The organism is Bradyrhizobium cytisi (assembly GCF_008123515.1).
GTDB classification, from domain to species: Bacteria; Pseudomonadota; Alphaproteobacteria; order Rhizobiales; family Xanthobacteraceae; genus Bradyrhizobium; species Bradyrhizobium cytisi.
In genome coordinates this window covers 96,166-110,782 of record NZ_VSSR01000016.1, presented here as the reverse complement: position 1 = coordinate 110,782, position 14,617 = coordinate 96,166, and the positions used below count along the sequence as shown (strand labels likewise).

General features: G+C 61.8%; 11 protein-coding genes and 1 pseudogene. 1 reads left to right on the top strand and 11 read right to left on the bottom strand.

Going from position 1 to position 14,617, the window contains the following annotated elements; all coding sequences use genetic code 11:
- The first annotated feature begins 96 nt into the window (after positions 1–96).
- Positions 97–4,617, top strand: a complete 4,521-nt coding sequence (hyoA, locus tag FXB38_RS09655; RefSeq protein WP_148750632.1) for an NACHT domain-containing antiphage protein HyoA — start codon at positions 97–99, stop codon at positions 4,615–4,617.
- Positions 4,618–5,372: 755 nt separating this feature from the next.
- Here hyoA and FXB38_RS09650 read toward each other — a convergent pair.
- From FXB38_RS09650 to FXB38_RS09605, 11 genes and pseudogenes are all read right to left on the bottom strand, one after another.
- A complete protein-coding gene (locus FXB38_RS09650) occupies positions 5,373–5,882 on the bottom strand; it encodes an Lrp/AsnC family transcriptional regulator (protein ID WP_148750631.1) in 510 nt (169 codons plus the stop codon).
- Between the two features lie 54 nt (positions 5,883–5,936).
- The gene (locus FXB38_RS42635; protein WP_187434769.1) at positions 5,937–6,089 is read right to left on the bottom strand and encodes a hypothetical protein; all 153 of its coding nucleotides are present in this window, start codon (positions 6,087–6,089) and stop codon (positions 5,937–5,939) included.
- Positions 6,090–6,288: 199 nt separating this feature from the next.
- Positions 6,289–6,615: a hypothetical protein gene (locus FXB38_RS09645; protein ID WP_148750630.1), complete on the bottom strand. Its 327-nt coding sequence runs from the start codon at positions 6,613–6,615 to the stop codon at positions 6,289–6,291.
- 37 nt (positions 6,616–6,652) lie between these two features.
- The gene (locus FXB38_RS09640; protein WP_148750629.1) at positions 6,653–7,468 is read right to left on the bottom strand and encodes a MetQ/NlpA family ABC transporter substrate-binding protein; all 816 of its coding nucleotides are present in this window, start codon (positions 7,466–7,468) and stop codon (positions 6,653–6,655) included.
- A gap of 45 nt (positions 7,469–7,513) precedes the next feature.
- A pseudogene (locus FXB38_RS09635) lies at positions 7,514–8,856 on the bottom strand (LLM class flavin-dependent oxidoreductase).
- A 180-nt stretch (positions 8,857–9,036) separates the two neighbouring features.
- Entirely contained in the window at positions 9,037–9,987 is a 951-nt protein-coding gene (epsC, locus tag FXB38_RS09630; RefSeq protein ID WP_148750628.1) for a serine O-acetyltransferase EpsC, read from the bottom strand.
- Between the two features lie 39 nt (positions 9,988–10,026).
- Positions 10,027–10,599 carry a flavin reductase family protein gene (locus FXB38_RS09625; RefSeq protein WP_148750627.1) on the bottom strand — a complete coding sequence of 191 codons (573 nt, stop codon included), beginning with the start codon at positions 10,597–10,599 and terminating at the stop codon, positions 10,027–10,029.
- Positions 10,600–10,648: 49 nt separating this feature from the next.
- On the bottom strand, positions 10,649–11,881 hold the full coding sequence (locus FXB38_RS09620; protein ID WP_148750626.1) for an acyl-CoA dehydrogenase family protein: 1,233 nt from the start codon (positions 11,879–11,881) through the stop codon (positions 10,649–10,651).
- 23 nt (positions 11,882–11,904) lie between these two features.
- Positions 11,905–12,909 (bottom strand): NrtA/SsuA/CpmA family ABC transporter substrate-binding protein, encoded by a 1,005-nt coding sequence (locus FXB38_RS09615; protein WP_148750625.1) that lies wholly within the window; start codon positions 12,907–12,909, stop codon positions 11,905–11,907.
- An 18-nt stretch (positions 12,910–12,927) separates the two neighbouring features.
- Entirely contained in the window at positions 12,928–13,656 is a 729-nt protein-coding gene (locus FXB38_RS09610; protein WP_148750624.1) for an ABC transporter ATP-binding protein, read from the bottom strand.
- Complete coding sequence (locus tag FXB38_RS09605; protein ID WP_246229809.1) at positions 13,653–14,468, bottom strand: ABC transporter permease subunit; 816 nt, start codon at positions 14,466–14,468, stop codon at positions 13,653–13,655. Before FXB38_RS09605 ends, FXB38_RS09610 begins: the two co-directional genes overlap by 4 nt.
- Positions 14,469–14,617: the final 149 nt, after the last annotated feature.

Sequence of the window (14,617 nt, the reverse complement as noted above, 5' to 3'; positions counted from 1 at the left end):
GCAGAAAAAGCCCCTTTTTTAGGTGGGAGCGTCGAATTAGACTGATCTCACGCTCGGACGAATCACCGTCCTGAGTTGGCTTGAACCCACCTTCCCATGCCGATCGAACTCAATAGGCGATTTGTCGAGTGCAAGGACGACGGCTCGACTGATCCCAATCTCGTGGCTCGGTTCGGCCGGACAGATTCGACCTTAGGGTGGGCTGATCTCCTGAAGCGCCGCCGCGTCGTTTTCCTTGCGGAGGCGGGTAGCGGCAAGTCGACCGAAATGGTCGCGCAGTCGCGCGCTGTGCCGGAGAGCGTAGGCCAAGCGTTTTACGCTACCGTCGAGGATGTCGGCCGCTTAGGCCTTGAAGGTGCCCTGCGAGTTTCGGATCGCAAACGCTTGGCGGCGTGGCGGAAGTCCGATCAAGAGGCGTGGTTCTTCGTTGACTCCGTCGATGAGGCTAAAAGCGACGGCGTAAAACTCCGAACCGTTGTTGCAAACCTCGCGGATGCGATTTCCGGCTGCGAGCGGCGTGCGCATATCATCCTCTCGGGCCGTTACACGGATTGGGAATTCCGCCGTGATCTTGGTCTCGTGCGCGACGCGCTGGCTATGCCGCCTGATGAAGAATTGCCGTCAGCGCCTACGCCGGATGAGCTTGTCATTAGCGTGATACATCGTGAGCGCCTTGACACGCCGACGCCTCCCGAGGACGTTCTTGTGGTCGTGATGACCGGGCTAGACGAGGCGCGCGTGCGCCAGTTTGCCGAAGGAAAGGGAATCGATGACGTCAATGGGCTCCTTGAGCAAATCGAAAGCGGAAACTTGTGGCAGTTCGCGCGCCGCCCGCTCGACCTCGATTGGCTCACCGAATTTTGGAGGGCTAATCGTCGCCTCGGTTCGCTCGGGGAGATGTTGCGGGTTTGCATTGCGGAGCGGTTGCAAGAATCGAACACGGATCGCACGCGGCGGGATGACTTGGCCGCAGAACGCGCCGCAGCCGGTCTTGAGCGTGTCGCTGCGGCACTTGTCTTTGGGCGGAAAGACACGATCGCGATTCCCGACGGCGAAATCGATCTCACCGCCGATCAAAGCGCAGTTGATCTAGCAGACGTGCTGCCTGATTGGTCGCCGCAGGATCGCGCACGCCTTATCACACGGGCTGTATTCGATCCTGCGACCTATGGCCGGGCTCGGCTGCACAACGATAATGAAGGCGTCGTTCGCGGGTTTCTAGCCGCACGCTGGCTTTTGCGCCTAAGCAAGGCGAATCTCTCGAAGCGTCATCTGCATGATCTGTTGTTTGCGGATACGTACGGCGTGCCGGTCATCAAGCTGTCGATGCAGGAGACGGCGGCTTGGTTGTCGTTGTGGGATGATACTGTTGCCGGAGAGGTCGCAAAGTGGAACCCGTTCTTGCTCCTGTCGTCAGGCGATCCCCAGTCCCTTCCACTCGCGACGCGTGAACGTTTGCTGCGCGAGGTTGTCAAACGTGTCGTGAGCGGTGAGCGCGTGCCGATCATTGATTTTGACGGCCTACGGCGTTTTGCCCGTGCCGATCTCGCCCCCGAAATCCGTCGGTTGTTCAAAGCGCACGCGAAACACGACGAGGTCGAGCAACTCCTCCTGCGCATTATCTGGGCGGGCAAGATTGAAGAATTAGCCGACTTGGCAGAAGACGTGACTCTCGACGTGTCGAGAAAGCGCTATACCTCCATCCTTGCTGGCCGGGCCCTTATGGCGACGGGCAAGCATGAAGCCCTTGTTAGCTATGCCGCGCGCGTAAGAAAGCACGCGGTTAAGCAGCCCGCCACGGTGGTGTGGGATGCGTTAGGGACGATCTTTCCTTCGGCACTCACGATCGATGATGCGCTGGATATTCTGTCCCGGATCAACGTGACCGACCGCGATGGTGGTCTCGGTTTGGATTATATCGGCCCGAAACTTGTACCGAAAATTGCTTCTGCCGCTGATCTTGAAACATTCCTTAGAGGCGCGCTCGCTCAACTGGGCGGAAGCCCATCAGCGGGCGACCGCGAAGAAACCAAGCGAGAGGCTGCCTATTTTCCGATGGTCAGCGCCGCCGCGACGCGGCTTCTTGAACTTTCTCCATCGACACAAGCGCCAGAGCCCGCTCTCGACGCTGTCGCTCGAATTGGGGACAGCCTTCGAGCGTCATCCCACCGCGCGCGGGAGGCGCGCCCAGAACTTGTCGCGGAACTGAAGAAGACGCCGGATCGGCGTCGGCTGGCGTTCTGGCGGTTCGCTGAAAAACTGCGCGGGCATCGTATGCTTGCGGGACGGGAGATCACCTCGATCTTCGACATGTCGTTGGTTGGCTGGCCGCTGGATATGGTCGAAGAGGACATCGACTGGCTGCTTGCGGACGCGCAAGGCAGGACACTTGGTAGTGAGCGGCGGCTCGCTATCGACACGGCGATGTTAGTCTGGCGCGACCTCGGCCGGCCCGACGCATTGCGCGACCGGATCGCGCAAGCGGTTGGGGAAGACGCCGATCTGAAAGCAGCGTTCGCCGCTTGGACAACACCGGCTCCAAAACCGCCTGAGTTGGTTAAGAGTGAAAAGGAGTACGAGGCACTGAAAAAGCGGAATGCCTTGGAGCGTGCGGCGCACGACAAATCATGGACTGATTTCGCGGCGGAGATGAGGAACGATCCGGACAAGCTCCGTAAAGCGCAGCCGACAACCGAGAAAACCGCCGACTCCCGAGTTTATCACCTCTGGCGTCTTTTGCGGGATGCGTCGTCCGATAGGCAGTACGCGCTCGATACGGTCGCGCCATTAGAGCCGATGATTGGCCGGGAGGCTACAGACGCCTTTCGTGCCGCGCTAATTGCGCATTGGCGGCCGTGGAAGCCTTGGATCAGAAGCGCGCGCAAGAATGAAGAACTTAGCCAACGTCGAAACTTCGATTCGATGGGCATTGCCGCGATCACCATCGAGGCGCACGGCAATCCGAATTGGGCTCGCGATCTGAGCGAAAGCGACGCAAGGCGTGCGGCTGAGTATGGCACGTTGGAGCTTACGGGGTTCCCCAAGTGGCTTTCGGAACTTGCAACGCACAAGCCCGATATCGTCTGTGAGGTTTTGGAGCGCGAATTGAAGGCCGAACTTGCGCGGCCGCCTGATGCGCCAAGCTTTGGCGTCGCCCAAAACCTCGCCAATGGGAACGACAATATTACGGAGCTGCTCGCGCCTGTTGCAATCGATGAAATCGAGCGGAACGAGAGCATGGCGTCGCGGCCGCTGTCCCTGTTGCTTCGCATTGCGCAACACGCAAAGGACGGCGAGCGCGATCGGCTGAAGGCTATCGCCGCCAAAAGAGTCCGCCTTTCGACTGACCTCGACAGCTCAACCCAGTATGCCGCGACTTTATTCGCGCTTGATGCGCGTGCTGCCACGAAGCTGATCATCGAGCGGCTGGATAAAGTCGAGATCGATGATCAGGCGGCGCTGGTCCAGCGCGTGCTTCCGCGTGTGTTTGGCGGCCAATTTAGCCGCGACGAAGTGATTGTCGAGAACTTCCCATTGGAAGAACTGGAGCGATTGGTTCGCCTTGCGTATCGAACGATCCGCACGGCAGAAGACATCGGGCACGTTAGCGGTGAGGTCTACTCGCCAACGGATCGCGATGATGCCGAACATGCCAGAGGCGCGGTTTTCAAACGTATCGCCACGATGCCCGGCCGTGCAGCGTTCGACGCAATCGTGAGAATGCAATCGGACCGCGATATTACCGTCCCGAAGGCTTATCTTCAGGAACTGAAGATCGAACGCGCCGCGATCGATTCAGAAATGGCTCCATGGGCCGCGCGCGATGCGATGGAATTCGAGACCACTGCGGAAACGCAGCCTCATACGGCTGTCGATCTTCAACGGCTTGCTTTACAGCGGCTTGAGGATATGCAGCACGATCTCGTCAACGACGAGTATCAGCAAGGCGAGACGCTAGCGCTATTGCCCAAGGAAAGCCGCGTGCAACGGTGGCTGGCGGACCGAATGACGCTCAAGCAGGGGCGATCCTATTCGGTTGATCGTGAAGTTCATGTTGCAGACGAAAGGGAGCCCGACATCCGGCTTCGGTGTAAGCCTACGGATGCGACGATGCCCATCGAGGTCAAAGTTGCGGAAAGCTGGACCTTGAAGCAGCTTGAAGACGCGCTCGTAATGCAGCTCTGCGGGCGCTACCTACGCGCCAATGACGGACGGCACGGCATCCTGTTGTTGGTTCACCAGAAGCACAGACCTCGGGGTTGGTCGAGGAAGAAGGGGGCCGCTCTGACATTTACGGAGGTCGTCGCCCACCTTAAGAAGATGGCAGTCGGGATATCGGGTGCGGCCGTTGGCGGCCCACAACCTGAGATCGCATCGATCGATGTTTCGCAGTTTCGTAAGAAAGCAAAGTCAAAAGCCACCGGAAAGAAGTCCGCGAAAGCCGCCAAGAAGCCCAAGACCAAGGTAGTCCAGAGGGCGGTTGCGAAAGCGAAGAAAACGAACGCGGCAAGAGCGAAAAAGGCAAATGCAAAGAAGAAAACCTCGACTAGAGCAAAAGTCAGCAAGAAAGCTGCGGTCAGGTCTCCTTCGCGCCCTCCCAGAAAAAGACGGCGTTAGGCTCTGGAGGCGGCCATAGGGCCTAAAGTCCGCGATTGAGGCGTTCGAAAGCGTCCGCACCTCCTCGTTGGGGGCTAAACAGAGTGCACGGAAACGCTGTAGGAAGTTCGAAACGTGGATTTGGTGGATTTTCCGCCAAGAATCCGGTTTGCAGCAGTCTCAATACCATAATGCAATCAACGGGGCTTTATGCCCTTGGTAGGATTGATGATCGTCGGGACTCTTAATCAGCGGGTCCCAGGTTCGAGCCCTGGTGCGCCCACCACTCAAGAACTCTTCCTGTTCAATAACTTACGGGAGTGGTCGCCGAGAACAAGACGGCTATGGTGCGTGCGATGTTTTTGTGGTCGCACGACGGTACGTCGGATTGCAGCGCGATTATCCTTTTCCGTTGGTTCCTGTATCTTCGCGCCGTGCAATACAGCACGTATGTTCAATGCTACAGGCCGATTGCGTGCTCGTCGTAGAATGGGATATTAGGGCGGGCAGAACGGATAGCCTGTTCTGTCCGGGTATCGCTCGCCGCAGAACCAGAACGGGATTGTTCGGTTGGAGGGGCATTTCGCTTCTGCGCCACCACCGGCATCGGAAATCCACGATCTTTCCGCGATGTCGTGCGCCCGGTCGTAGCGCTCCGGCGTCGAGCGCTCCGTGCAGATCCATGGCCCAGCGCGGGCCGAGCGGTCGCTGCCGCGGGATCTATGGACGTAGTCGCGTCGTGGTCAATCAGCCGTCCTGCGAGACCGCATTGTGTTTTACTCTATCATCACGGCCGGGACCGGCAGGGCCGTAATCGACTTGATCTTCTCCATCGCGAAGCGGGAGGTGACGTTCTTGAGCGGGACGGCGTGGATCAGCTTCTTGTAGAACACGTCGTAGCTCTGCATGTCCGGAATGACGACGCGCAGCATGTAGTCGACGTCGCCGGCCATTCGGTAGAATTCCATCACCTCGGGCATGGCGCTGACCGCCGCGGCGAAGCGCTTCAGCCACGAATCCGAGTGATCGGAGCTTTCCACGGAGACGAACACCGAGAGGCCAAGACCGATCTTGTTCTGGTCGACCAGCGCAACGCGCTTCAGGATCACGCCGTCGGCCTCCAGCCGCTGGATGCGCTTCCAGCACGGCGTCGACGACAGACCGACCCGGTCGCCGATCTCGGCCACCGAGAGCGAGGCGTCCTCCTGGAGCACCGTCAGGATCTTGCGGTCGATGGCATCGAGGCGGCGGCCAGTCTCGGCGAGCTGCAACGCAGCGTCGGTCATGTCTCATTACCTTTGTGTCAGGGGAGGCGCGGGGCCGGCACTTATGCAGAATTGTCAGCCGTGGGGCCCGAACAGGAAAATCTCGTAAAGGTCGTCCTGATCGCCGCTCTCACCGCCTGTCTGCGGCCGCAGCGAGCGCCGGAACCATCCGCGTGCCTGTTCGAGCCAACTGGCGAAGCTTGAATGCAGCGAGACGACGTAGCTCATGTTCACTCCGGACAACATTGTGGGGCGAGAACCCGGCAAGGCTATCACGGGTGACAAGACGTTGAACATCGCCAGGCGTTGGCGACGATCAGTTTGGTTGGATCGTGCTGAAGCTGTCATTGGTCCGAGCAAAAAATTCCGTGGCGCCGTTTCGCAAGGGACGATTTTCATGGGGATCACCGGGCGCAGGGGCGTTGGATCAGTCGTTCGCGAGCAGCGCGAGCACGTCGGCGTGCCGCAGGCGCGGTGTGGAACCGACGTTCAGCGGTTTGCGGCAGGAGTCCGGCAGCACGACAAGCATGGGCATGCCCATGCTGCTGAACGGTGCATAGAGCAGGCTCCGGTCGGCGCGCTCATGCAGATGTGCTCCCGTCATGAGACCGAGCACGAACAGGAACGCGATCGTCAGGACCAGCGGCAGGATCAAGGTCTCATGCCTGCCGATGCGATCCGTCACCGCTCTCGCCTCGATCGCCCGCTCGGTGGGAGAACGAAGGCCGGTCCATTCCAGGGTGAATTCGAACATGCCGGCGCCGTTTCCTGCGGTTGCTCCGCATGTCCCTTCACTTCATGTAGTCGGGCAAGGTGAAGCCGTCATAGAAACGGTCGGCCAGGATCGCCGTCCTGAACGTCGGCGATTTGTAGCCGGCGACGATGTCCTGCGCCCAATCGGCGTTCGCGTTGGCCTTCTTCACGGCGAGAACGTTGATGTAGGGCGTCGTCATCTTCTCCAGCGCGAAGGCATTGGTCAGCTTCAGCCCGCTGAAGATCGCGAAATTGCCCTGGACGGCGGCGAAATCGACGTCGTCGAGCGCGCGCGGCGCCTGCGCGGCTTCGAGCGGCACGAGCTTGACGCCGCCGGGATTCTTGATGACGTCGAGCTCGCTGACGTCGACCGGCTTGCTGTCGCGGAGCTCGATCAGGCCGAGGTCGCGCAGCACCCACAGCGCGCGCTGCAAATTGACCGGATCGTTCGGCACCGCGACGCTCGAGCCGGGCTTGATCGGTGTGCCGAGCGGATGCTTCTTCGAATAGAGGCCCATCGGCGGGGTGGGGACGTGGACGATACCGACGAGATCGGTCTTCTGCCGCTCGTTGTAGGAATCGAGAAAGATCGTGTGCTGCATCACATTGGCGTCGATCTCGGACTTGAACACCGCGTTGTTGGCTTCAAGGCCGGTCGAGAACTCGACATAGCGGATCTTGTAACCTTTCTTCTTCAGCTCGGGCTCGACGCCAATCTTGAACTCGTCGATATACGGCCCCGGCACGAAGCCGACCCGCAGCTCCGGCTTTGCGGGCTGCTGGGCCAAGGCGCCTCCGGCAGCGAAGGGAGAAAGAGCCAAAAGGCCGGAGAGGAGGAACAACGCTGTCTTCATGTCTTCTTACTGGTCTCGAGTTGGGATGTGAGTGCGGAAGCGGTGTCAGGCGATCGCCTTGACCGCGTTGGAGTAGATGCTGGCGGGACGGGCGAGGCCGTAATGCTCGCGCAGCGTCGTGCCGGTGTAGTCCTCGCGAAACAGGCCGCGCTTGCGCAGGATCGGGACGACCTGCTCGGCAAAGACATCGAAGCCGCCGGGCAGCCAGGGCGGCATCACGTTGAAGCCATCCGCCGCGCCGCTCTCGAACCAGGTCTGGATATTGTCGGCGATCTTCTCCGGCGTGCCGGCAATGACCCAGTGACCGCGCGCGCCGGCTAGGCGCTGCACCAGCTGGCGAATGGTCGGCTTCTCGCGATCGACGATGTCGACCACGAGCTTGAAGCGGCTGGCGGCGCCGCGCGCGCTCGCGGTGTCGATGAGGTGGCGCGGGACGGGACCGTCGAGATCGTAGCCGGTGAGATCGACGCCGATCATCTGGCGCAGCTGGGTCAGGGAATATTCCGGCTGAATCAGCTCGTTGAACTCCTCCTGGAGGCGGTCCGCTTCAGCTTGCGTGCTGCCGATGAAAGGGCTGATGCCGGGCAGGATCTTGATCTCCTCGGGACCACGGTCGAAGGCGCGGGCCTGGCGCTTGATGTCGGCATAAAAGGCCTTGGCCGACTCCAGGGTTTGATGAGCGGTGAAGATCGCCTCCGCGAAACGGGCGGCGAAGGCCCGGCCGTCATCGGAAGCGCCGGCCTGCACATAGACCGGCCGGCCCTGCGGTGTGCGCGAGATGTTCAGGGGGCCGCGAACGCGGAAGTGTTTGCCGACGTGGTCGAGTGTGTGGATCTTGCTGGTATCGGCGAAAACGCCGGAGGCGGGATCGTTGACGAGGCGTCGTCCTCCCAGCTGTCCCAGAGCCGCGAGATCACGTCGAGATATTCGCGGGCGCGCTCGTAGCGTTCGTGATGCGGCGGGTGTTCGGGCAGGCCAAAATTCTGCGCGGCCTGCGGCGCGCTGGTCGTCACGATGTTCCAGCCGGCGCGGCCCTGGCTCAGGTGGTCGAGCGAGGCGAACAGGCGCGCGAGATTGTAAGGCTCGGTATAGGTGGTCGACGCGGTTGCGATCAGGCCGATGCGCTTCGTCACCGCGGCGATCGCCGCGAGCCAGGTGATCGGCTCGAAACGAAAACGCTGGGCGTAACGGACATTGTCGGCCAGCGCCGGCCCGTCGGCAAAGAAGATCGCGTCGAACTTGCTCGCCTCGGCGCGCTGCGCCAGCTCCTGATAATGGGTGATGTCGAGAATGCGATCTGGTTCAGATCCCTTGTAGCGCCACGCGGCTTCGTGATGGCCGCCGGGATAGATGAAGAGGTTGAGAACAAGCTGCCGTTGGTTACTCATGGTTCGATGTCCAGGTGCGGGCCGTCAATGCCGCGCGATTGGAGCGAACTCTATGGCGTCAGTGAGAGAATTGTCGATGAAATGGATTTACGTTGTTGTGCGCGATGCGAGCATGAATCTAGCGGAAAGGCTGTGGAATGGAGATGATGCGGCGAGCAGACAATGAGAGTTGTCGAGAGGCTAGGCCGATCGCGTTCCGGCCGTGGCCTGTGTCACCACACTGTTGGCCGGCACGTTCCGGGTCAGCCAGACATTGCCGCCGATCGTCGATCCCCGGCCGATCGTGATCCGGCCAAGAATGGTCGCGCCGGCATAGATGACGACGTCGTCTTCGACGATCGGGTGGCGTGCGTCACCCTTGATCAGATTGCCCTCATCATCGGTCGGAAAATGGCGCGCCCCGAGCGTCACGGCTTGATAGATGCGGACATTGTCGCCGATGATGGCGGTCTCTCCAATGACGACGCCGGTGCCGTGGTCGATGAAGAAGCCCGAGCCGATGCTGGCGCCGGGGTGAATGTCGATCCCGGTGCGGGTATGCGCGATCTCAGCGACCAGGCGAGCGACAAGCCGGGCCCCCAGCCCGTGAAGGATGTGGGCGAGGCGGTGGTGGATGATCGCGGTCATTCCGGGATAGCCGATCAGGATTTCCGGAAAGTTCCTGGCTGCGGGATCGCCGACGAACGCGGCGCGGAGATCGCTGATGATCAGCCCGCGCACGTCGGGAAGCTGTGAAGCAAATTTGCGCGTCAGCTCGATCGCATCGTCGCGCCGGAAGCCGGGCGTCAGCTCGTCGCCGATGAAGAGCGCGGCACGATGAACCTGGTCGCAGAGCCCGTCGAGCGCAATGCTGAGACGGTTGCCGACGAAATAGTCGATATTCTCGCCGTCGAGGTCGAACTGGCCATAGTGACGCGGGAACAGCGCCTCCGTCAGACCGTCGAGGATCGCCTGAAGCGCCTCGCGAGACGGGGCGCGGCGGGCCTCGCCATCCCGGCGGATGCTGTGGGTCTCCTCCCGGGAGACGCGGAGCGCGGCGACGACTCGCTCGAGCTGCCACCGCTTCTGCGCCGGATTGTCGGGGGTGCGCGCCTCATTGTCGGATGGTTCGCGAGGGATTTCGTGCTTCATGCCGCCTCAGTCCCATCGGGGTGATGTCGGATGATAATGTCACCTGACATGGGCCAGGGGAATACTGATCTCGGCGAGCAGATCGAGGTCAACGTCGTGGTTGATCTCGATGTACTGGCCGTTCCAGTAGACCAGTCCGGAGACCTGGGGTGACAGCTCGAAGCTCAAAATGCTGCCGACGATGATCCCGTGCGAATATCGCTCGATGATCTCCTCCACCTGGCATTCGATCGTTGCCAGCGAATGGCCGAGCAGAGGGACGCCCGATGTGCCGGTGGTCCAGGATAGTCCTTCGAAGCGCTCCGCACCTTTGAGCCTGCTGTTGCTGAACCGGTTCGCCAAATCCTGCTGATCGGATCCGAGGATGTTGACTCCGAACATCCGATGACGCTCGATCGGGGCAAAGGAGGAGGCTTGCCGATTGACGCTGACAAGCACGCGGGGCGGGCTCGCGCTCAGTGACGTCAGCGACGTCACCGTCATGCCCGTGATCTCCTGGTCGCGGCCCGCGGTGATGATGCTGACGCCACCCGCAAGACGACGCATGACGGCACGAAACTGGTGCTCGATTTCGTTGCCGCCTCTGATCAGATGAATGTCCGACTTTCCCATCTGTCTCTCCTCGCGTCGCGCCTGCCGGGACTGGCTTTGGATCCTTCCGCTAGAAGAACCCTTTGGCGGGCAACAGACTGCCGTTGATCTCGAATTCGCCGATCGAGCGCGCCTTGTAGGTGGTCGGATTGTGCGAGGACAGCGTCCTTGCATTGCGCCAGTGGCGGTCGAAATTGGTGACCTTCTTGGTGGCCGACGCGCCGCCGACATCGAACAGCAGGCTGCCGCCGCGGATGGCGAAATCGTCCGCGATGATTTTTGCCTTGGCCGAGAGCAGGGCGGCGGTATGGGCCGCATCTGCCGCATTCGGGGCGCCCGTCTCGAAGGCGTCGGTTGCGATGTCCAGCGCCTCGGCTGCCGCCAGCACCACCGTCTCGGCCGCAAAGGCGCCGCTGGCGATCTGGCCGACCGTCTGCTGGAGAAGCGGGTCTTCGGTCGGGATCTCGGTCGGCGCGTAATAGAACGTGCGCTTGCGTGAGCGGACCAGCGCGGTCGCATCACGCAGCGTCGCGCGCGCAATGCCCGCAACGATCGCCGTCAGAAACAGCTGGGCGAATGTGTTGGAGTAGGGCACGCCGTAGCCGATATCGGGCGCATCGAAGACCACTTCCTGGCGCTTGACCTTGACGTTGCGGAAATGGGTCGTGCCGGTGGCGGTGAGCCGTTGCCCGAGGCCGTCCCAGTCGTCGACCAGTTCAATGCCTTCACGCTTGATCGGGACGATTGTTGCGCCACTGGTGCCATCAGGATCGGCCGCGCGCACCAGGACATAGTCCGAGTACAATGTTCCGGTGCTGTAATATTTGGTGCCGTTCAGCAGGTAATCGCCGTTCCCATCGGGTGTGAACGTCGTGCCCGGCGTGACATTGCCGACGCGCGGGCTTTCGAGCTCGGTCGTCGCAAGCCCGATGATGGCACCCTCAGCGACCGCCTTCTGCCATTGCCGGCTCTGATCGTCCTTGGGATTGCGCACCAACCGCTCGACCACGCTGAAATGGTTGCGCAGGATGTGCGCGACATTGGCGTCGGCCTCGCCGAGGCGGATGACGAAAGCAAAGAGATCGCGGATCGTGCTACCGGCGCCGCCGGCCGCAATGGGGAGCCGCAATGCGCCCAGGCGGGCACGGCGAATGAGGTCAATTACGTCGAACGGCAGCACGCGGTCGCGCTCGCGATCGCTTGCGCCCTCGTTGATCTGGTTGAGCAAAGCCTCCAGTTCCGGCGAGCCGGTCTTGAGCGGCTCGGATGTGTTCAGGGAGGGGCTGGATACAGTCTTGTTCATTGTCTTGGCCTGTTGGAATGGTCCTAGAGCTGGGCGAGATGGTCGGTCACCTTGACCGGCTCGGGCAGAACCTTGCGAGCGACGAGCCAGTCGGCGGCCTTTTGCAGCTCGCCGATGAATTGCTCGTCGTTGACCGCGAAGTAGCGATACTGGCGCTTCAGCGCGATGAACTGGTCGCGGACCTCGTCGCTGTACTTGCCGGCCTTCTGCGCGATGTACTCGGCGTCCTTGCCGTTCTCCGAGATCCATTTGCCTTCGGCGCGGAACGCGTCGTTCACGGCGCGAACCAGCGCCGGATTGTCGGTCGCGAATTTCCGGGTGATCAGGTAGGACGTGTAGTCGATCTGGAACTCGAGATCGCGGCCTTCCAGGAAGATGTCGTGCGCCTTGTATTCGCGCCGGGCGATGTCGACGCCGGGGCTCCACATCGACCAGGCGTCGACCTTGCCGGAGGCAAGCGCCGGTGCCGCATCGGGTGGATTGAGATAGACGAACTTGACCGCGGAGCGGTCGACCTTGTGCTTCTCAAGGGCGGCGACCAGCAGGAATTCGCCGAGGCCCGAGCGGTTGACCGCGACCGACTTGCCGACGAGATCCTCGATCTTGTCGATGCCGGAGCCGTCCTTGGCAATGATCGCCGTGGTGCGGGGCTCGTAGACCACGAACTGCGTGAACACCAGCGGCGAACCGGCAATGATGGCGGCGAGTGCCGGCGTGGTGCTGCCGCCGAAGCTGAAGTCGGCACTGCCGCCGGTGACCGCCTGCAAGGTCGGTGCATGGTTCGGGAAGGGCCCGAGCCATTCGACCTTGATGCCGTCCTTGGCCAGCAGCTTCTCGAACTCGCCGCGCTCCTTGGCGATCAGGTTGAGGCCGCCCAGGCCCCAGGTCAGGCGGACCGTGTCGGTGGTGCGGCCGGGCGCGGCCTGCGCGAACTCACTGATGTCCATGCCGGCGAGCACGCCAATGCCGAAGGCTGCGGAGCCGAGGAAGCCGCGCCGGGATGGTTTGGCGATCGAGGAGTCGGACATGTGGGCCTTCCGGAGAACCTAGTTGGGAGAATGAGAGGTCACGCCAAGCTCGCCGAGGAGCTCGGCGCGCGAGATGGAGGTCGAGCCGTCGCGCGCGGCGCGATGCTCAAAGGCGATCGCGCCATTGCGTATCACGAGGATACGATCGGCGAGGGCGATCGCCTCGTCGACGTCGTGGGTGACGAGCAGGACGCCCGGCTGATGATTGGCGACCAGTTCGCGGACGAGCTCATGCATGCGGATGCGGGTCAGCGCATCGAGCGCGGCAAACGGCTCGTCGAGCAGCAGAAGCTCGGGCTGCTGGACCAGCGCGCGGGCAAGCGCGACACGCTGGGCCTGTCCGCCGGAGAGGTTGCGCGGCCAGTCGTCGAGACGATCGCCCAAGCCGACCTCGGTGAGCGCTTCGGCGGCGCGTTCGCGGGCGTTGGATGCTTGCAAGCCGAGCGAGACGTTGCGCCACAGATTGTCCCAGGGCAGCAGCCGGTGTTCCTGAAACACCACTGCCGGCCGCCGGGGCGCCACGATGCGGCCACCCTGGATCGTATCGAGGCCGGCGAGCGCCCGTAGCAGCGTGGTCTTGCCGCAGCCGCTCTCGCCCAGCAGGGCAACGAACTCGCCGCGCTCGATCCGCAGGTTCAGCCTTTCGATGACCACACGACGGCCGTAGCTGCGGACGAGATTGCTGACAACGACGGCCGGCCCTGACTCGGATGATGCGGGGAACAATGGAGCGACATGTACGTTCATCGCGCTGCCCCGTAGTTCGGATGCCAGGCGAGCAGACGCCGTTCGAGCAAGCGTGCGATGCCGTCGGCCGCGATGCCGATCAGCGCATAGATCACGATCGTCAGGATGATCACGTCGGTGCGCAGAAATTCGCGGGCATCCATCGCGAGAAAGCCAATTCCCGATTGCGCGCCGATTGTCTCAGCCACGACCAGCGCCAGCCAAGCCGTGGCAAGAGCATAACGAACACCGGTCAAGATCGACGGCAATGCGCCGGGAAGGATGATCCGGCGGATCAGTTGGAGCGAGCCCAGGCCCTGGACCCGGCCGAGTTCGAGCAGCTTGGGGTCAACCTGCCGGATGCCAAGCACGGTGTTGATGTAGATCGGAAACGTGACGCCGAGCGCCACAAGGAAGATCTTCTCCGCTTCGCCGACGCCGAGCCAGACGATGACCAGGGGTAGCGCAGCGAGGAAGGGGATGGCCCTGATCATCTGAACGCTGCGGTCGATCGCAGCTTCCGCGATCCGCGAGAACCCGACGAGGATGCCGAGTCCGGCGCCGACTGCAGTACCGATCGCAAAGCCCGCGGCGGCACGCAGCAGGCTTACGCCGAGATCGTTCAGCAAGGTTCCGGTGGTCGCAAGCTTGAACGCCGTCCGAATGACCTTGCTCGGCGCGGGCAGCACCTGTGGCGAGACCCATCCCACTTGCGCAAGCGATTCCCAGATGATGACCAGCAATACGGGTGCAAGCCAGGAGAGGAGCTGAAGGCCGCGAGCGCCAAGTCTGCTTGTCGATGCGAGCGATCTGTCGCTGCTTTGCGATGGCAGTCCGCTATCCGTAGCGATCACGGTACGGTTGATTTGGCTCAGCTCGATATTGCTCAAGACGCGAAACCTCGTTCAGCATAAAATGTCCCATGGAATCGTGCCGACAGGAATAGAGTGCTATTTCAATTGTCGTTCGCTCCGGAGTGATC

What these genes read in the sequence shown, in the direction of transcription:
- FXB38_RS09640 (WP_148750629.1), bottom strand. Translation starts at nt 7,468, where the DNA reads ATGAAGACAGCGTTGTTCCTCCTCTCCGGCCTTTTGGCTCTTTCTCCC.
- FXB38_RS09625 (WP_148750627.1), bottom strand. Translation starts at nt 10,599, where the DNA reads ATGGGAAAGTCGGACATTCATCTGATCAGAGGCGGCAACGAAATCGAG.
- FXB38_RS09610 (WP_148750624.1), bottom strand. Translation starts at nt 13,656, where the DNA reads ATGAACGTACATGTCGCTCCATTGTTCCCCGCATCATCCGAGTCAGGG.
- hyoA (WP_148750632.1), top strand. Translation starts at nt 97, where the DNA reads ATGCCGATCGAACTCAATAGGCGATTTGTCGAGTGCAAGGACGACGGC.
- FXB38_RS42635 (WP_187434769.1), bottom strand. Translation starts at nt 6,089, where the DNA reads ATGAGCTACGTCGTCTCGCTGCATTCAAGCTTCGCCAGTTGGCTCGAA.
- FXB38_RS09615 (WP_148750625.1), bottom strand. Translation starts at nt 12,909, where the DNA reads ATGTCCGACTCCTCGATCGCCAAACCATCCCGGCGCGGCTTCCTCGGC.
- epsC (WP_148750628.1), bottom strand. Translation starts at nt 9,987, where the DNA reads ATGAAGCACGAAATCCCTCGCGAACCATCCGACAATGAGGCGCGCACC.
- FXB38_RS09620 (WP_148750626.1), bottom strand. Translation starts at nt 11,881, where the DNA reads ATGAACAAGACTGTATCCAGCCCCTCCCTGAACACATCCGAGCCGCTC.
- FXB38_RS09650 (WP_148750631.1), bottom strand. Translation starts at nt 5,882, where the DNA reads ATGACCGACGCTGCGTTGCAGCTCGCCGAGACTGGCCGCCGCCTCGAT.
- FXB38_RS09645 (WP_148750630.1), bottom strand. Translation starts at nt 6,615, where the DNA reads ATGTTCGAATTCACCCTGGAATGGACCGGCCTTCGTTCTCCCACCGAG.